The organism is Nocardia sp. NBC_01327, from assembly GCF_035958815.1.
GTDB lineage: Bacteria > Actinomycetota > Actinomycetes > Mycobacteriales > Mycobacteriaceae > Nocardia.
Genome location: NZ_CP108383.1, coordinates 195,915 through 213,327, shown reverse-complemented (window position 1 = coordinate 213,327; position 17,413 = coordinate 195,915). Strand labels below are relative to the sequence as shown.

At 66.8% G+C, this 17,413-nt stretch carries 16 protein-coding genes; 8 read left to right on the top strand and 8 right to left on the bottom strand.

Features of this window, described 5'->3' with window-relative positions:
- Nucleotides 1-92: 92 nt before the first annotated feature.
- On the bottom strand, nt 93-1,256 hold the full coding sequence (locus OG326_RS00895) for a glycoside hydrolase family 3 N-terminal domain-containing protein (RefSeq protein WP_327142727.1): 1,164 nt from the start codon (nt 1,254-1,256) through the stop codon (nt 93-95).
- Nucleotides 1,257-1,695: 439 nt separating this feature from the next.
- Here OG326_RS00895 and OG326_RS00890 point away from each other — a divergent pair, with 439 nt between their 5' ends.
- Complete coding sequence (locus OG326_RS00890) at nt 1,696-3,000, top strand: hypothetical protein (protein ID WP_327142726.1); 1,305 nt, start codon at nt 1,696-1,698, stop codon at nt 2,998-3,000.
- A 2-nt stretch (nt 3,001-3,002) separates the two neighbouring features.
- Complete coding sequence (locus tag OG326_RS00885) at nt 3,003-4,328, top strand: lipase family protein (RefSeq protein ID WP_327142725.1); 1,326 nt, start codon at nt 3,003-3,005, stop codon at nt 4,326-4,328.
- Nucleotides 4,329-4,494: 166 nt separating this feature from the next.
- Here the strand turns inward: OG326_RS00885 and gnd are convergent, their stop codons facing one another.
- Nucleotides 4,495-5,523, bottom strand: coding sequence for a phosphogluconate dehydrogenase (NAD(+)-dependent, decarboxylating) (gnd, locus tag OG326_RS00880; protein ID WP_327142724.1), 1,029 nt, complete (start codon nt 5,521-5,523; stop codon nt 4,495-4,497).
- A 283-nt stretch (nt 5,524-5,806) separates the two neighbouring features.
- Between gnd and OG326_RS00875 the strand changes: the two genes are divergently transcribed.
- The gene (locus tag OG326_RS00875) at nt 5,807-7,471 is read left to right on the top strand and encodes a VanW family protein (protein WP_327142723.1); all 1,665 of its coding nucleotides are present in this window, start codon (nt 5,807-5,809) and stop codon (nt 7,469-7,471) included.
- Between the two features lie 142 nt (nt 7,472-7,613).
- Here OG326_RS00875 and OG326_RS00870 read toward each other — a convergent pair whose 3' ends face one another.
- Nucleotides 7,614-9,440, bottom strand: coding sequence for an acyl-CoA dehydrogenase (locus tag OG326_RS00870; protein ID WP_327142722.1), 1,827 nt, complete (start codon nt 9,438-9,440; stop codon nt 7,614-7,616).
- A 357-nt stretch (nt 9,441-9,797) separates the two neighbouring features.
- Between OG326_RS00870 and OG326_RS00865 the strand changes: the two genes are divergently transcribed.
- Nucleotides 9,798-10,403 (top strand): alpha/beta hydrolase family protein, encoded by a 606-nt coding sequence (locus OG326_RS00865; protein WP_327142721.1) that lies wholly within the window; start codon nt 9,798-9,800, stop codon nt 10,401-10,403.
- A gap of 84 nt (nt 10,404-10,487) precedes the next feature.
- Here the strand turns inward: OG326_RS00865 and OG326_RS00860 are convergent, their stop codons facing one another.
- The 3 genes from OG326_RS00860 to OG326_RS00850 all read right to left on the bottom strand — a co-directional run bounded on the left by OG326_RS00860 (nt 10,488) and on the right by OG326_RS00850 (nt 13,733).
- Entirely contained in the window at nt 10,488-11,189 is a 702-nt protein-coding gene (locus OG326_RS00860) for a class I SAM-dependent methyltransferase (protein WP_327142720.1), read from the bottom strand.
- Nucleotides 11,190-11,405: 216 nt separating this feature from the next.
- Nucleotides 11,406-12,515 (bottom strand): DUF4185 domain-containing protein, encoded by a 1,110-nt coding sequence (locus tag OG326_RS00855; RefSeq protein WP_327142719.1) that lies wholly within the window; start codon nt 12,513-12,515, stop codon nt 11,406-11,408.
- Nucleotides 12,516-12,791: 276 nt separating this feature from the next.
- The gene (locus OG326_RS00850; protein WP_327142718.1) at nt 12,792-13,733 is read right to left on the bottom strand and encodes a GlxA family transcriptional regulator; all 942 of its coding nucleotides are present in this window, start codon (nt 13,731-13,733) and stop codon (nt 12,792-12,794) included.
- Between the two features lie 109 nt (nt 13,734-13,842).
- Here OG326_RS00850 and OG326_RS00845 point away from each other — a divergent pair, with 109 nt between their 5' ends.
- Nucleotides 13,843-14,766, top strand: a complete 924-nt coding sequence (locus OG326_RS00845; RefSeq protein WP_327142717.1) for an NAD-dependent epimerase/dehydratase family protein — start codon at nt 13,843-13,845, stop codon at nt 14,764-14,766.
- Nucleotides 14,767-14,781: 15 nt separating this feature from the next.
- On the opposite strand, the gene OG326_RS00840 is transcribed toward OG326_RS00845, so the two are convergent.
- Together OG326_RS00840 and OG326_RS00835 are read right to left on the bottom strand one after the other, a co-directional pair.
- Entirely contained in the window at nt 14,782-15,540 is a 759-nt protein-coding gene (locus OG326_RS00840) for a crotonase/enoyl-CoA hydratase family protein (RefSeq protein WP_327142716.1), read from the bottom strand.
- A gap of 54 nt (nt 15,541-15,594) precedes the next feature.
- Complete coding sequence (locus OG326_RS00835; RefSeq protein ID WP_327142715.1) at nt 15,595-16,374, bottom strand: alpha/beta fold hydrolase; 780 nt, start codon at nt 16,372-16,374, stop codon at nt 15,595-15,597.
- Between the two features lie 123 nt (nt 16,375-16,497).
- Here OG326_RS00835 and OG326_RS00830 point away from each other — a divergent pair, with 123 nt between their 5' ends.
- From OG326_RS00830 to OG326_RS00820, 3 genes are read left to right on the top strand one after another with little or no spacing between them, the layout of a single operon-like run.
- Complete coding sequence (locus tag OG326_RS00830; protein WP_297623787.1) at nt 16,498-16,722, top strand: hypothetical protein; 225 nt, start codon at nt 16,498-16,500, stop codon at nt 16,720-16,722.
- Entirely contained in the window at nt 16,709-17,005 is a 297-nt protein-coding gene (locus OG326_RS00825; protein ID WP_327142714.1) for a hypothetical protein, read from the top strand. The genes OG326_RS00830 and OG326_RS00825 overlap by 14 nt, the downstream gene beginning before the upstream one ends.
- A gap of 59 nt (nt 17,006-17,064) precedes the next feature.
- A complete protein-coding gene (locus OG326_RS00820; RefSeq protein ID WP_327142713.1) occupies nt 17,065-17,391 on the top strand; it encodes a hypothetical protein in 327 nt (108 codons plus the stop codon).
- Nucleotides 17,392-17,413 lie beyond the last annotated feature (22 nt).

Genomic DNA, 17,413 nt, shown 5'->3' with positions numbered 1-17,413 from the left:
TCCTAGACCGTGCTAATACACGTCGAAGCTCCTATCTTACTCGAAGGTAAGTTCCGCGAGTGCGAATTGCCGGTGATTCGCCACTATGGCGCTCAGCAGTGTGGAGCGGTGCCCTTGAACTTTGCCATGCGAAGTACCGATGCATCCACCTGGCTTCCCGGCAGGCGGCCACTCTGTACTGCGTCAACCAGCCGGTCCAGCACCTTCGATACCGCGTCCGTGGTGATCCACAGGGCATTGTCGGCGCCCGCGACCAGAGCGGCCTCGACCGCGTCCTCGATGCTCATCCGGGCCGTGATGGCCGCCATGCCGCCCAGATCATCGGTGAAGATCACCCCGTCGAAGGGGTCCGCGCCGTATCCGGTGCCCTGGCGCAGCAGTGCCATCGCCTCCTTGCTGATGCTCGCCGGGATATTCGGCTCGGTCAGTCCGGGCACGTCCAGATGCCCGACCATGACCGCCGACCCGGAGTCGATCAGCTTGCGGAACGGCACCAGATCCGAGGTCTGCATCTGATCCAGCGGCGGGGTGCGCACCGCACCGGTGTGCGAGTCGCCGGAACCCGAACCATGCCCGGGGAAATGCTTCATGACGGTGCCCACGCCGGCATCGTGCAGCGCGCGAATGAACGTTCCGGCGTACTGCACCACCACATTCGGATCATCGGAGAAGGAGCGGTCGCCGATGACCGAATCATCGGGCTGGCTGCTCACATCGGTATCGGGCGCGAAATCCACGGTGACGCCCAGGGCCTTCAGCTTCTTCGCGCGGTCGAGGCTGAAGGTGTAGAAATCGTCCACGCTCATGGTCTTGGCGATCTCGCGCGCGGAGGGTGCGGCGCCGATCAGGTCCTTGACCCGCGAAACCCGGCCGCCCTCTTCGTCGATGGTGACCATGACCGGCGTGCGCGAGGCGGCCTGCACCTTCGCGATCTGGTCCTGGGCCAGCAGCGCCTTATCGGTCCAGCCGCCGACGAAGACTCCGCCGACCTGTTCGGTGCGCACCACATTCTCGGCATCGGCCTCGCCGGTGACGCCCACGGTGAGCAGCTGCGCGAGCTTCTGGCGCTGCGTGAACTGCCCCAGATAGGCGGCATTGCAATCCTGTGGCGCCGGTGTGGTGGACGGCGGCGTGGTGCCGCCGCTGGATCCCGTTGTGGTCGATGACGATTGGGTCGAGGGGGCGGAGCTGCCGCCCGAGCATGCGGTCAGCACGACGGCGGTCATAGCCAGTACGAGAACCGGAAGGTTGCGCATGACCCCCGACGGTAGCGACCCGCGCGGCCACTGCCTACCGCAGACACGTGTTGCGACCCGCTGCGGCGCGTCGCCGGCCCCTTCGTTCGCGGGCGAGGTGGTGCGGCCGCGCGTAATCCTCGGCGGTCACTTTGGCCGACGGCTCGGTAATAATTTGGTAAACCCCAGGTAAAAGGCTATTTTCAGCAAACGTGTGGCGATCAACACATCTATTAATTTCCTTCCCGCCCCCGACTGCTAGTAGCGTGCCGTCCATACGTCTGACAGGTGGTGTCAGCTGCGTATGTCTGCCTGTTGGTCGATCGGAGCGGTGGGGCGCTGTCCGGTACCGGCGGGTGTGAAGGCATCGAAAACCGTCGTGCCTCGGCATCGAGCATCGTTTTGGCTACCCAGGGTGGTCGATGCGGTCCGGCGAAAAACGAGGGAGAACCGGATCAATATGCGAATGAGTGCGTTATTGCGCACGGCCGCGCTGGGCGTGGCCGTGGCGATCGGGCTCGGGCTCGCGAGTGCCGGGCCCGCCACCGCGAGCGAGGTCGACCGCTATCTCGACCTGCCGCTGACCAACCGGGATGCCTCGCAGGCTCCGGGCGGCGTCAACGCGGCCCTGCCCTATGACCGCGCCGAGCTCGGCAGACTTCTGGACGAGGCTCGCGCCCAAGGCATTTCGCCGACGCGGTATGCCGCCCTCCTGTACCAGTACTGGCTGGTCGACGCGACCGGCAAGGCCGGAATCGATCTGGCCGCGTGGAATCCGCGCACCGGAGTGCAGGCCAATCGCGACAATCTGATCAAGTCCTACCGCTATTACGAGGACCTGCAGCTCGCGCATCGCGAATTGCAGTGGGCCGGAATGGGCGGCCAGGTCGGCGCCGACTTCGGTGGCGGGCTCATCGATTTCGAGCTCATGGGCTCCGATATCTATGGCCTGCCGGGACTTTCCGAATCGGCCCGCTCCGTCATGGGCGCGGTGCAGCAGGCCGCCGGACCGGCCGCGGTGGCACAGCTGCCCAGCGGTCTGCGCGCACTGGCTGCCGCCGGTCCGAACATCACGCCCGACGATGTGCGCTACATCATCGGGATGATCCTGGTGATGCAGAAGAACATCTTCTCGGATCTGATGCCCATGCACGACGCCTACGTCACCGCGGGGCTGCCGGCCCTGGAGGAGTTCCGCGCCGCGGGCCTGTTCGGCGACGACATTCTGAGCGCCTGGCGTGATGTCGCCTCCGGCGACGGCGATCGCATTGCCACCGGCAACGGTGTGCTGCTGCGCCGCGAACAGCAGTGGGCCATCGGCCGCCAGTGGGACGAAGTGCGTTCCTACAGGGGCGATGTCGGCGAGGCGATCACCTATGTCAGCGGTGCGGCCGGTTCGCCGTCCGTCGCCGGTGTCACTCCGCCGCGCGAATTCCATCCGGTGCGCATCCCGTTCACCGGGGCCGACGGTCGCGGCGCCCTGCTGACACTGCCGCTGCCGGACTGGAATTGGGCGGTCCTGGACTCGCGCTGGGACTACATCACCACCGAACTGCTGCCCAAGTACCGCTACCAGGTCGAGAACAACTGGCCCGCACTGGAGGCCACCATGAATACGCCGTACGAGGTCCAGATGGAATCGCATCGCCCGCTGCTGAACATTCCGCAGCTACTCGAGTCCGCGGCGCGGGAACTCCAGGTGACCCCCTCGGATGTGGCCCCCTCGAACACCAATCCGACGAATGTGGAAGCGGCGGTACGTTAGTCATGCGTTTCAGATTGCCCGCACCGCTCCTGGCCGTGGCGCTCATGCTCACCGGAATCGCCACCGCGGCGGCAGATCCCGTCAATCCGGTGCCCGGACCCGAGCGAATCTTCAACGGTTTCGTGGTCGGCACGCTCGACACCGCCGAAAACGCCTCGGCGGAAGAGAAATTCACGGCCCTGCTCGCGAATGATCCCTTCTACCAGGAGCCTTCGCTCACCGGTGCGGAGCAGCCCGGCACGATTCTGAAGTCCAAGCCGGTGGACGTGATGTTCCTCGGCGTGAAGCCGCGCACCGTCGAGGCCTACAAGCTGATGTACGTGACCACGGCCCCGGACGGTGTCACCCCGGTCATCAGCACCGGCATCCTGATGATCCCGAAGGACGGCAAGCCCGCCTCGGAACGTCGCCTGATCTCCTATCAGGAGGCCAATGACAGCGTCGGCTGGTCGTGCCATCCGAGCACGCAGTGGACCGGTGGCGCGCCGCTGGACGGTTCGTCGTGGTCGGCGCTGGGCCCGCTGGCGCTCATGTTCGACAAGGGCTACGCGGTGATGATCTCCGATGTCGGCAATGACGCGGACCGCAATCCGCACGGGGTCTTCGTCGGCAGCTACGCCGGGCACGCTCAATTGGACGGTGCGCGTGCGGCTTTGCGCCTGCCGGAGGCGGGTCTGAGCAGTAGCACCCAGATCGGCATGTTCGGAATCGCCGGTGGCGGTGTGGGAGCGGCCTTCTCGGCCGAGATGGCCCCGAAGTACGCGCCGGAGCTGGACATCAAATCGACCGTGCTCGAGGGCATGGTGGTCGATCCGGCCAGCTTCATGCGCGTCACCAGCGGTTCGGTCGGATCCGGCTTCGCCCTGGCGACCCTGCTCGGACTCGAGCCCTGGTACCCGGAGATGCAGGTGAACGCCAAGCTCAATCCGGCCGGACAGGCGCTCGCGAATTTCTATCGCACCCAGTGCCAGGTCCCGGCCTACTTCGGCCTGCCGTTCGTGCCGATGGAGGCGCTGTTCGACTCGGGCCGCAATCCCGCCGACGAACCGGATTTCCAGCGCGCCTTCCAGAACAATGTGCTGGGGCGCAATGGAACTCCCAAGTCGAAGATCATGATCTCGTCCTGCGCCAAGGATGATTCGCCCATGTCGCTGGTGCCCGCCAAGGACGCCCGCGATCTGGCCGACACCTACCGCTCGCAGGGCACCGATGTCACCTACGCGCCCACGGACTGCAGCATGGAGCGCTTCATCACGGATATGTACGGATGGGGTGTCGACCTGTTCGGCATGCAGACCATCGACTGGATCGACAGCAATTTCGACTGAGAGTGGTGCACTGATGATGGCAATCGTGGATGGCGTGGTCTACCTGCTCACCTTCGGACCGCTCGCGGTCGCGAAAATGGCAGCGCAGGCCCTCGGTTTCTGACGCCGGCCTCGAACCGAATCGACAGTGGCTCCCGGCCCACAGGCCGGGAGCCACTGTCGTGAACTACTGCTTCGGAAGTTCGTGATGCCCGCCGAACGCCTGGCGCATGGCCGAGAGCACCTTGTCCGAGTAGAGCGATTCACCGCGCGAGGAGAAGCGCTGGAACAGCGCGGCCGACAGCACCGGTGCGGGCACGCCCTCGTCGATGGCGGCGTCGACCGTCCAGCGGCCCTCCCCGGAATCGGAGACCCGGCCGCCGAACGAGTCCAGATTGGGATCGGCGTAGAGGGCGGCGGCGGTGAGGTCGAGCAGCCAGGACGCGACCACCGAACCGCGCCGCCACACCTCGGTGACCTCCGGAATGTCGATGTCGTACTGATAGAACTCGGGGTTCTCCAGCGGCGTGACCTCGGCCGAATGCTCCGTATCCTGCTGATTGCCGACATTCGCCTTGTGCAGGATGTTCATTCCCTCGGAATACGCGGCCATGGCGCCGTATTCGATGCCGTTGTGCACCATCTTCACGAAGTGACCCGCACCCGCCGGGCCGCAGTGCAGATAGCCCTCCTCGGCGGTGGACGGTGCGCCGGTGCGGCCGGGGGTGCGCGGCGCGGCGGCGACACCGGGGGCGATGGACTGCAGCAGTGGTTCGAGGTGGGCGACGATCGTGTCCTCACCGCCGATCATCAGGCAGAAGCCGCGGTCCAGGCCGAACACGCCGCCCGAGGTGCCGATATCGACATAGTGAATACCCTTGGGCTGCAGTGCTTTCGCGCGCTTGATGTCCTCGTGGTACCGGCTGTTGCCGCCATCGATGATGATATCGCCGGGTTCCAGCAGTTCGGCGAGCTGATCGATGACCGCACCGGTCGCGCCCGCCGGGATCATCACCCATACGACGCGCGGGGTTTCCAGCATGGCGATGAATTTCGGCAGCTCCGTGGTGCCCGAAAAGCTGTCGCCGAGCTCGGCGGTGAGTCCGTCGATCTGCGCGCTGTGGCGTTCGAAGCCGACGGCGGTGTGTCCGTCCCGGACGATGCGGCGCACGATATTGCCACCCATCCGGCCGAGCCCGATCATTCCGAGTTGCATCTCGTCTCCTGGAGTCGTCCCGAGCCCCGGTCTGCCCCGAGCTCTGCGTGGCTGTGTTCCGGCGAGGGCGCCGTGTGGCTGTGTCTCGATTGTCCCAGTCGAGGTTGCCGAGAATTTTTTCCGGTCTTGTGGGCCAGGTATGTAACGCCTATGAGCAGGCGTCGATACACGGGGTGGCTCCGTGCTGTTGCCAGACCCCCGACCCGGCAACCGCACGGAGCTTCTTTTTGTCCTTATTCTATGTTGCGAGAAAGTAGCTATTCCTTATCTGGGAGGATTCTTCGTGTTCACAGCCCGCCGGGTCGGTATTGCTGCAGGTGTGCTGGTAGCCGTAGGGGGTATTGCCTTCGCGGTGGACTGGTCGCTGTCGTCGGGACAGGTGCCGCGCGGGGTCCAGGTCGCCGGAGTGGATATCGGCGGACAGGATCGGTCACAGGCGCAGACCCGGCTGGAGACGATCTTGAATCCGCGTGCGGTACAACCGCTCACGGTCACGATCGGTGATTTCCGGACCGATCTGGTGCCGCACGACGCGGGTCTGTCGCTGGACTGGGACGAGACCTGGGATCGCATCGGCGGCCAGCCCGTGAACCCCTTCACCCGATTGTGGTCGTTCTTCGGGACCCGAAAGGTGGAGCCCGCCACCGCGATCGGGGGCGGCGCCCTGACCCGGCAGTTGAACGCGCTGCGCGCACACGATCGGCAGCCCGTCGAAGGGGGCATCGTCTTCGATCAGGGCAGGCCGGCGCCGGTACGGCCGGTGCCGGGGCGAGTACTCGATGTGCCCGCCGCCCGTGCCGCGCTGGTGGACCACTGGGCCGACGGTTCGGTACTGGATCTGCCCGTCACCGAGACCCAGGCGCGAGTGCGCGCGGAGGCCGTCGACCAGGCGATGCGCGAGATCGCGCAGCCCGCGGTGCGCGCCCCCATCACCTTCACCGGCAAGGGCGGCAATGCCGTCCTGGAGCCGGCGCAGCTCGCCGCCGCACTCTCCTTCCACCCGAACGACCAAGGCGGACTGGCCCTCTCGTACGACAGCGCGGTCCTGACCGGCGTGCTCGGGCCGCAGTTGAAGTCCACCGAGGCGGAGCCGAAGGACGCCACCTTCGCGCTGTCCGGCACTCGCGCGTCCGTCGTGCCCGCGGTCGTCGGCGAAACCGTCAACTGGGACAAGACCTTCGAGGGGCTGCCCACGCTGCTGGCGGCGCCCGGCGACCGTGCCAAAGCCGTCGTCTACGCACCGGCGCAACCCGGGCTGACCACCGCGGACGCCGAAAAGCTCGGCATCGTCCAGGTGATCGGCTCCTTCACCACCGGCGGGTTCAGCGGCCCCTCGGGGGTGAATATCCGCACCGTGGCGCGCAAGGTGGACGGTGCGCTGGTGCGGCCCGGAGATACCTTCTCGCTCAACGACTTCACCGGTACCCGCGGCGTCGCACAGGGCTATGTCGAGTCCGGCATCATCAATAACGGCAGGCCCGATGTGGCGGTCGGCGGCGGTATCAGCCAGTTCGCCACCACCCTCTACAACGCCGCGTACTTCGCCGGTCTCGAGGATGCGGGCCACACCGAGCACAGCTACTACATCTCCCGCTATCCCGCCGCCCGCGAGGCCACCGTCTTCGACGGCGCCATCGACCTGAAATTCCGCAACAACACCCCGCACGGCGTCTACATCGAAACCCTCGCGGGCAATTCCGAGCTGACGGTCCGCATCTGGGGCACCAAAACCGTTGAGGTCGAATCGATCACCGGTGACCGCACCAAACCGACCGAACCCAAGACTGTCACGCTGCCCGCGGGCAAGAACTGCATCCCCTCGGACGGCGCACCGGGATTCACCACCTCGGACACCCGCGTGATCCGCGCCGCCGACACCGGCAAGGAGATCTCCCGCCACACCCGCACCGTGAAATACGACCCGATCCCGGTCGTCAACTGCGAGTAGCGACTTCCCGTCGTTCCGGCGCGGGAGCAGCTCCCGCACACAGCGGAAACTCCTCTCGCACAAAGCAGTGCGCCCCGGGATTCCTCCCGGGGCGCACTGTCTTGCTATGGAGCCGATTCTTGCTCTCGAGCCGAGGGCTCGATCAGAACGCGGCCTCGTCCAGCTCCATGATGTCGTTGTCGAGGTTCGACAGCACGGTGCGGGTCGCGGTCAGCTCCGGCAGGATATTGCGCGCGAAGAACTGCGCGGTCGCGATCTTGCCGGTGTAGAACGCCTCGGTGGAGCCGTTGTCGAGGGCCTTGATGGCGACCTCGGCCTGCTGCAGCAGCTGCCAGCCGATGAGCAGATCGCCGACCGACATCAGGAAGCGGACGCTGCCCAGGCCGACCTTGTAGAGCTCCTTCGGATCCTGCTGGGCGCCCATCAGGTGCCCGGTCAGGGTGGCGGCCATGGCCTGCACATCCTCGAGGGCGGTGGCGAGCAGCTTGCGCTCGGCCTTCAGGCGGCCGTTGCCACCCTCGCGCTCGATGAACTTCTGCACCTGGCCGGCCACGTGCGCCAGCGCCACACCGCGATCGCGGGCGATCTTGCGGAAGAAGAAGTCCTGCGCCTGGATGGCGGTGGTGCCCTCGTACAGCGAGTCGATCTTGGCGTCGCGGATGTACTGCTCGATCGGGTAGTCCTGCAGGAAGCCGGAGCCACCGAAGGTCTGCAGCGATTCGGTCAGGTACTGGTAGGCCCGCTCGGAGCCGACACCCTTGACGATCGGCAGCAGCAGATCGTTGACGCGGAACGCCAGTTCCTTGTCGGCGCCCGAAACCAGCTGCGCGACATCCTCGTTCTGGTGCGCGGCGGTGTAGAGGTAGATGGCGCGCAGGCCCTCGGCGTACGCCTTCTGGGTGGCCAGCGAGCGACGCACATCGGGGTGGTGGGTGATGGTGACGCGCGGGGCGGCCTTATCGGTCATCTGGGTCAGGTCGGCGCCCTGCACGCGGATCTTGGCGTACTCCAGCGCATTCAGGTAACCGGTCGACAGCGTGGCGATGGCCTTGGTGCCCACCATCATTCGAGCGTTCTCGATGACGTCGAACATCTGCGCGATGCCGTTGTGGACCTCGCCCACCAGCCAGCCCTTGGCGGGCACGCCGTGGCCGCCGAAGGTGACCTCACAGGTGGCCGAAACCTTGATGCCCATCTTGTGCTCGACATTGGTGACGAACACGCCGTTGCGCTCACCGAGGGTCTCGGTGTCGAAGTCGAAGTGGAACTTCGGCACGTAGAACAGCGACAGGCCCTTGGTGCCCGGTCCGGCGCCCTCGGGGCGAGCCAGCACCAGGTGCATGATGTTCTCGAACAGGTCGTCGGAGTCGCCCGAGGTGATGAAGCGCTTGACGCCCTCGATGTGCCAGGTGCCGTCTTCCTGCTGCACGGCCTTGGTGCGACCGGCGCCGACATCGGAGCCCGCGTCGGGCTCGGTCAGCACCATGGTGGCGCCCCAGTTGCGGTCGGCGATCTTCTGAGCCCACTTCTTCTGCTCATCGGTGCCGTTGTTGTAGAAGACCTGCGCGAAACCCGCACCGGCGGCGTACATCTGGGCCGGCGGGTTGGCGCCGAGGATCATTTCGCCGAGTGCCCAGGTGAGGGCGCTGGGGGCGCCGAGGCCGCCCAGTTCCTCGCGGACGCCGACCTTGGCCCACTCGCCGTCTTCGAGGGCGCGGTAGGACTTCTTGAAGGAGTCGGGGAGGGTGACGGTGTGCGTCTCGGGATCGAAGGTCGGCGGGTTGCGGTCGCCGTCGACGAACGAGTCAGCGAGCGGGCCCTCGGCCAGACGCTTGACCTCGGCGAGCATTTCGCGCGCGGTATCGGTGTCGAGGTCGCCGTAGGCGCCGCTGTCCAGCAGGCTGCCCAGGCCGAGTACCTCGAAGAGGTTGAACTCGAGGTCGCGCACGTTGGCTTTGTAGTGACCCATGGTCGTCGACTCACTCTCCGTTGAGATGGGTGCGGTTCGGATTGCCCGTTCCCGCCCGTTAGGCCCTCGATAGACACCGTAAAACAGCAGTTCTACTGACGGGTAACTTAAGTGCCATGTTACCCACGGGTAAGGGTCCCGCCAAGATGATCTCGCGCAATGTGACCAGAAGCACCCGCGCCGCTCATACGCACATTCGGGGTGAATCGGCGGTGAGGTCGTAAGGGCTGGTCAGGGGTTTGCTTTACAGCGTCCAATAGGCGCAGATAGCGAGCGTGTCGCGTGGGGTCGGCGCCGACCGGAACCATGGGCGGTGTGCCGCACCGGCACGGGCCGGATCGCTGGTTAGCGTGTGCTGTGCGCATCGAAACGAGTGCCGGTCCGGCGGAGGCCGATATCGCGCGGCCCGCCCGGAAGCCGCCCGCTTTCCTGCTGGTGCTGACCCACGGTTCCGGCGGTGGAACCGATGCGAAAGATCTGCTGGTCGTGCGTGATTCGGCGCTGGAGCTGGGCGGCGCGGTGGCGCTGGTGACGCAGCCGTACCGGGTGGCGGGTCGCCGGGCGCCGGGAAAGGCTGATGTTCAGGACGCGGCCTGGGTGGAGACCACCGCCCTGCTGCGCAAGAAGTTTCGCGGTGTTCCGCTCATTCAGGGCGGCCGCAGCAATGGCGCCCGGGTTGCCTGCCGGACGGCGCGCACGGTCGGGGCCCGCGGTGTGCTCGCACTGTCGTTTCCCCTGCATCCCCCCGGCAAGCCGGAGAAGTCGCGGCGGGAGGAACTGCTCGAGCCCCGCCCCATCGAGGTAGTCGTAATCAACGGCGCCCGAGACCCTTTCGGCATCCCCGACCCCGCCGACGCCGCGGAGGTCCACATCATCCCCGGCCAAGCGCACTCCTACCGCTCCGGCTTCGAGGAAATCGCCGCGACCGCAACCCCCTGGCTCGAACGCTGGTCTGCTCCCTGACCCGCCGAACCGCCCGTGTTCGAATCGAACAGCTCCCGCGAGGGCTGTGCGATCGCGATATCGGCTGCCCGGCCTAGTGGGCGGTCAGGCTTCGACAGCGGGCTGCTCCTCGGGCGGGACGGGGGCGGGTTTGTGGGCCACGACCAGGGCGTTGATGGCGTCGCGCTCCTCGGTGGGCTGGTGCACGCGGTCGGCCACGCGGATGCGGATGTCGTCGCCGGCCGGGCCGAGTTCGGCGGCGATATCGTCCGGGGTGAAGAGCAGGGCCGGATTCTGTTCGCCGCCATACCCTTCCGTGAGATTGAGACTGTCATTGCCCACCACAAGCAGGGTGCCCTCGGGCGCGAGCAGTTCGGCGGCGCGCAGCAGCAGCGCGCGGCGATCGTCCGCGGGCAGGTGCAGGAAGGCCAGCAGAATGAGCTCGTAGGGGCCGGGGAATTCGGTCGGATCCAATTCGGTCACGTCGGCGTGGCGCCAGCGGATGCGGCCGCGCACCGAACGGGACAGTCGGGAGGCCACCGTGCGGCCCTTGTCGATACCGGCCTGCGAATAGTCGACGGCATCCACCTGCCACCCGTGCGTGGCCAGCCAGAGTGCGTTGCGGCCCTCGCCGCAGCCGAGGTCCAGCACGCGCGGCAATTCCGGCCGCAGCTCACCGACGCCGAAGGGGCCGGGCGGCAGCCGCCGCTCCAGGCCGAACACCTGCTCGACGACCGTATCGTCGGGCGGCGCGCCCCACACCAATTCGGTGCGGCTGTAGTACTCGTCCCACGCGGCGGCATCCATGCCCTCGAGTCTATGAGCAGCCGCCGCCACCCGATTCGGCCGCGATGTGAGCTTCGCCCCCGGATGCCCGCGCATCCCGCACCGGCCCGGCGGTGTCGCCGGTCGGCGGTGGGCAGGGTCGTCGGTGCGGGATGCGCGGGAGCGTTCGCCCCCTACATACTTCGGCCCCGAACACGCTTGCGTGTTCGGGGCCGAGCTTCTGCGCCAGCGGCTGCGCTACAGCGTGGTGTGCATCAGGATCACGTTGTACTGGCTGTGCACGGTCGTGAGGAAGTACAGGTCACGGCCGGTCTGGTACGGGAAGATCGACGGCGCGTAGGCGGTCGGGAGTTCGCGCGTGTCGATGAGCACCTCGGGCGGGCTCCACGGGCCTTCCGGACTGGGCGCCCGGTACATGACGACCGAATTCCACGGATCCGTGGTGAGCATGATGTATTGCCCGAGATAGTCGTTCCACTGCACCGACATTTCGGCGACGCCGCCGCCGATCACCGGGGTGGCGCCGTCGACGTCGCCCTTCTTCCACTGGTCACCACACCAGTATTCGTAGGCGCCGAGATCGCCGATCTGCGCTTCCGGCACGCGCGCGACGTATGCCGCGTGGTTGCGCCCGGAGGGTGTGCCGTACTCGTAGACGAAGCCGCCGTTCTTCACGAACGAGTTCATCTGGAAGTTGGCATTGCCGCCGTCGTCGGGGCGGCGGGTCGCGGGCAGTTCCGCCCAGGTTTCGCCATTGTCACCGGAGGCGGCGAGGCCGGAGTAGTTGGTGGTCCACTGGCCCACGTCATCCCAGCTCTTCACCGACATGAGGCTCATGAACTGGGTATTGCCCACCGAGATGGCGGCGGTGGGGATGCGGCTGATCTCCAGGAACGGAATCTTGGGGCTGGGAATGAGATCCCGGGCCTGACCGAAGACGTCGCGCACCACGCTGTCGAAGAAGATGCCGTTGGACGGGTTCTGGGTGTGCGAGCGCACCAGGATGTTGGACCGCCATGCCCACATGCTGCCGGCCAATAGGTTGGGGAAACCGAGTCCGGCGGTGTCACCGAAGGTGGTGAGCATTTCGCCGTTGCCGTTGTCCCACATGATGCCGAGATCGGTGCCCAACACGTTGTAATTCTGCGTGTTGTTGGGGCTCTGCATCCCGGTCACCTGGAAGACGGCCTTGGTGCGCCCGGGCAGGTTGGGCAGGCCGTTGGTGCCGTTGAGCACCGGGATGGGGTTGATGGCATTGGGGTTGGCCGCGGCTGGTCCGGTCACGGTAAGGATCAAGGCCGTAGCACCTGCAATGGCGGACAGCAGGAGGGGGGCGGTCTTGTTCAAAGCGTGGGTCCTCCGGTTCTCGCCGAATATGCGCGGACCACACGGTATGTGACGGGCCGCACAATGCGTTCGACTCGCTGGCAAAGTGTGAAAATGCTAACAGCGGAACTGGGGCTTGCGGGGCGCCTGATCGAATTGTTTGCCGTGAATTGGCTTACGTTCATAAATTGGTACCACGATTCGGGGGTCGGCCGCACGATCAGGGACACTGTGTCGCACATTCGAGGCCACCCTACGTCGTATGCCCGCTCTTCGGGACAGCCACTCGACAATCGGCTACCGGCGACTGAAGGAAGTCCGATACGCGCTGGGCGAAAGTCCATTGCGCCGCGCCAGATGCAGCCGCAGCGATTCGGCGGTGCCCAGACCCGCGCGCCGGGCCACCTCCTCGATGGGCAGTTCGGTCGCCTCCAGCAGCTCCCGGGCCCGGTCGATGCGCTGGTGCAGCAGCCATTGCAGCGGGCTGGCGCCCGTCTCGTCTCGGAAGCGGCGGGTGAGCGTGCGGGTGCTCACATGGGCGTGAGCGGCCAAGTCGCGCAGCGCAAGTCGCTGGTCGAGGCGCTGCAGCGCCCAATCCCGGGTCGCCGCGAGTGAAGTGCCGGTTTCCGGCGGCAGCGGAGTCTCGATGAACTGCGCCTGACCGCCCGGCCGGATCGGTGCGACGACGGCCAGCCGCGCCACCGCATTCGCGGCGACCGCGCCGTAGTCGGCGCGAATCATATGCAGGCACAGGTCGATTCCCGCGGCCAGACCGGCGGAGGTGAGTATCCGGCCGTCGTCGACGAAGAGCACATCGGGTTGCAGGTCGACCGCGGGGAAGCGCTCCCGCATCTCCTGGGAGAACTGCCAATAGGTGGTGGCGGGGCGGCCGTCCAGCAAACCGGCCTGCGCGAGCACGAAGGCGCCGGTGCAGATCGAGGCGATCCGTTTGCCCTGGGCGGCCGCGGCGGTGAGGGCCGCGAGCACCCGCGGATCACCGAATTCGCGGGCGCCCGTACCGGTCACGATGACCGTATCGGCCGCCGCGATCGCGTCCAGTCCGTGCTCGATCACGACCGCGGTACCGCTGTAGCCGGGCACGATCCCCGGGTCGGCGGTGCAGAGCACCACCTCGTAGCCGGGCCGCCCGTCGATGACCGCGGCGGGAAAGACCACCTCCGGAATCGACAAGTCGAAATTGGTCACCGGTGGTACTGCGACAACCGCGATCCTGTGCATGGCTCGATCCTTGGGGTATATGGCATTCCAGCCACTACTCTACGGCGATCCGGCTCGGCAGAGTTGATTCCAGGCCGCCGTCGGGTGGCCCGCGAAGGAGTGAATCACGATGTCTCTGCACGTAATTGCCGGCGCCGGCGGTACCGGGAGCCGCACCGCGCTGATCCTCGCCGCGGCCGGAGAACAGGTCCGGCTGGTCAGTCGGCGTGGGCTCGGGCCGGATCATCCCGGTATCGAACTGGCCGTCGGTGACACCACCGATTCCGCGCGCATGACCGAATTGGCGCGCGGGGCCGCGAGTCTCGTCAACACCACCTGGCCGCCCTACGACCGGTGGCCCGCCGAATTTCCGCCGATCGGCGCGGCCCTGGTCACCGCGGCCGAGCGGACGGGCGCGGGGTATGTCTCGCTCAGCAATACCTACGGGTACGGGCAGGTGGACGGGGTCTTCACCGAGGATCTGCCGATGGCGCCGATCGCGGTGAAAGGCGCTGTGCGCGCGCAGATGTGGCTCGACGCCCTGGCCGCGCACGAGGCGGGCCGGGCCCGGGTCACCGAGGTGCGGGCGTCCGCCTTCCTCGGGCGGGATGCGCTGACCTCGGTGTACAACATGTTCGTCCTGCCGAAACTCTTTGCCGGTGAACCGGTCTCGTATCCCGGCGATATGGACGTCGCCAAGTCCTGGTCATATGTCGGGGACGTGGCGCGGACGCTGGCCGCGGTGGCCCGCGACGATCGTTCCTGGGGCCGGGCGTGGCATGCGCCGTCCAGCCGTCTCTCGGTGCGCGAGTTGACGAATCGCATTGCCGCGGCGGCGGGTATTCCGGAGCCAGAGTTCGTCCGGATGACCCGGCACGAGCTGGCCTGGGCCGGGGCGGTGGATCCGATAGTCGCCGAGATGATCGAGATGTACTACTCCCTCGAACATCCCGACGTCCTGGACTCGACTCTGACCGAGCGCACCTTCGGACTGTCCGCCACCCCGATCGACGCGGTGATCGCCGAGACCGTCACCTCCGCCGCGACGGTCTGAACGAAAACCTGTGGCCTACTCGGACTTCGAACCCCTGTTCAGCGCCTGCCGGATGATCAGCGGGAGCTGGGTGGCGCGTTCGACGGCGAGCGTGCGGCGCACCGAGGCGGTCCAGGTGCGGTCGAAGAGCTTCTTGGCGCTCGCGACCGCGTGCGCCGGGCGGGCGGTTATGCGGTCGGCGAGTTTTTCGGCGGCGGCCAGCGGGTCGGCACTCACCTCGGTGACCAGGCCGATGCGCTCGGCGTAGGCGGCGTCGACCGGATCGGCGGTCATGGTGAGCAGTAGCGCCTGATCGATGCCGATGAGGCGGGACAGGGTGGCAGCGCCCGTCATATCCGGGATGAGGCCGTGCTTGGCCTCCATCACCGAGAATTCGGAATCCGGTGTGACAAAACGGAAGTCGGCGGCGAGCGCCAATTGCAGGCCACCGCCGTAGCAGCGGCCGTGCACCACGGCGATCACCGGCTGCGGCAGGCGCCGCCACGCCCAGCACGCCTCCTGGAAGACATTGGTGCCGGTCCACGGCAGCGGCACGAAGGCGCGGATGATGGCGAGCGGATCACTCATGGCCTTGGCGATATCGAGGCCGGAGGAGAAGCTGGGACCGTTTCCGGACAGGATGACCGCGCGAATATCCTTGCGGCGCTCGATGGTTCGTGCGACCTGTGCCAGTTCGCGGAGCATCTCGATGGTGAGGCCGTTGTGCTTGTCCGGCCGGTCGAGGGCGACGTAGGCGCGGTTGCCTTCGAAGCGCAGGGAGACGTTATTGCTCACGGTCTTTCCTCACGGGCCTATCGGGGGTTCGGGGCGCGGCCCCGAACCCGGTTCTCATCCCAGCCGGTCCAGCAGCAGCCGGGCGCAGCCGGCCGGATCGTCGTAGAACGGCGTGTGGCCGCTGCCGTGCAGCGTGACATGCCGAGCGCCGGGCAGTACCTCCCGGGCGCGTCGCGACTGGGTGGCGTACGTGAGCAGAATGTCACGACTGCCCCACGCGATGGTGATCGGGATGCTCTCCAGCGCTGTGCGGTCGGGGAGGCGGAAGCCGGTGAACGAGGCCAGCGCGGCATCGAAGCCCGGTGCGCCGAGCATGCCCTCGACGGTATCCACGCAGATCTGCCGGTCCACCGCCCACGGCTTGCCGAAGACCAGGCTCAGGAAGGTGGTGCGGCCCGCCGGAGTGCCGAGAATGGCCGGGACGGCCGAGCCGAGCACCCTGGTGAGCGTCTTGGCGCGGCCCAGCGACTGCTGGCACCAGACGCGGCCGGCGGTATCCCAGAAGGCGATGGGGGAGTAGGCGGTGACCGAGCGGGCCAGTCCGCGCGCGGCCAGGTCCAGGACGATGCCGCCGCCCATGGAATTGCCTGCCAGGTGCGGGTTTTCGATGCCTTCTGCGGCGAGGAAGTCGACGAGCGCGTCGGCGAGGGTGGAGACGGTGGTGTTCGGCAGCGGCTCGCTGCCGCCGAAGCCGGGGAGGTCCACCGCGATCACCTCGAAGGATTCGGCGAGCGTATCGATGATCGGCTCCCACACCTGCCAGCGACTGCCGACCCCGTGCACGAGGACCAGCGGGTCGCCGCTACCGGACCGGTGATGGTTCAACTTGGTCATGACCGACTCCCCGCCGAGATGCTGTTGCCGACCTCACCCTAACAGTCGTTGACGGTGTGCCAACACGGGTCCGGGCTGGTGAAACCAGGGAAATCACCGGATTCCGGAGGTACGATAAAAGGTATGGCAACCCGTAAGGTGACTCTCTCTCTGGATGAGGCGTCCTGGGCTTATGCCGAGCAGGCCGCGGCCCGCGCGGGCATATCGCCCTCCGCCTGGATATCCCGTGCCGCGCGCCGCGAAGCAGTGCGCACCGGCTGCGGCCCGGTCATGGATCCGATACAGCTCGCCGCCGCCGACGAAAGCGAACTGGCCGCCGCCGAGAAGGAGTTGCGTGCGCAGGGGTGAACTCTGGGTCTATCACCCGCACGGCTCCGCGCGGGTGCGCAATATTCTTCTCATCAGCAGTGACGGCATCAATGAGTCGCCGCGCCCGTGGCTCATCGCCGCGGAGGTGATGGACGCCGATCCGCTCGACATTCTCGCGGTGCCGATTCCCGGCCACGGCTGGGTGCACGCGGGCAATCTCGGTCGTATCTACCGGGATTGGCTCGCCGAGCGGATAGACACGGTGGACAGCGAGACCGCGGAGCGAATCGACACAGCGCTGCGCGCGGCCATGGATCTGTGAGATCGTTCCGGCCGAACCGTCCTTCGTGAGACGTCCTTCGTGAGAATTGAGGAACCCCAGTGCGTATTTCGATGATCGCCGCCGCGCTTGTCGCGCTGCCGCTGCTGGCCGCCTGTGGCGGTAGTAGCGACAAGGCTCCGGCTGTCTCCCAGGACCAGATCTCCAAGGCGCTGCAGGACGGCGGGCTGAAGGATGTGAAGCTCGCCGACTGCGCCGCGAAGATCTATGTGGACCAGGGGATTTCGCAGGACGGGCTGCGCCTCATGATCAAGAACGACAATAAGAACGCCACCGCCACCGACCCCGAATCCCTCGGCATGAGCGGCCCCGACGCCGACAAGGCCCGCACCGCCACCAACAAGATCGTCACAGACTGCCTGAAGTAGGCGCAAAACACCTGCGGTGCAA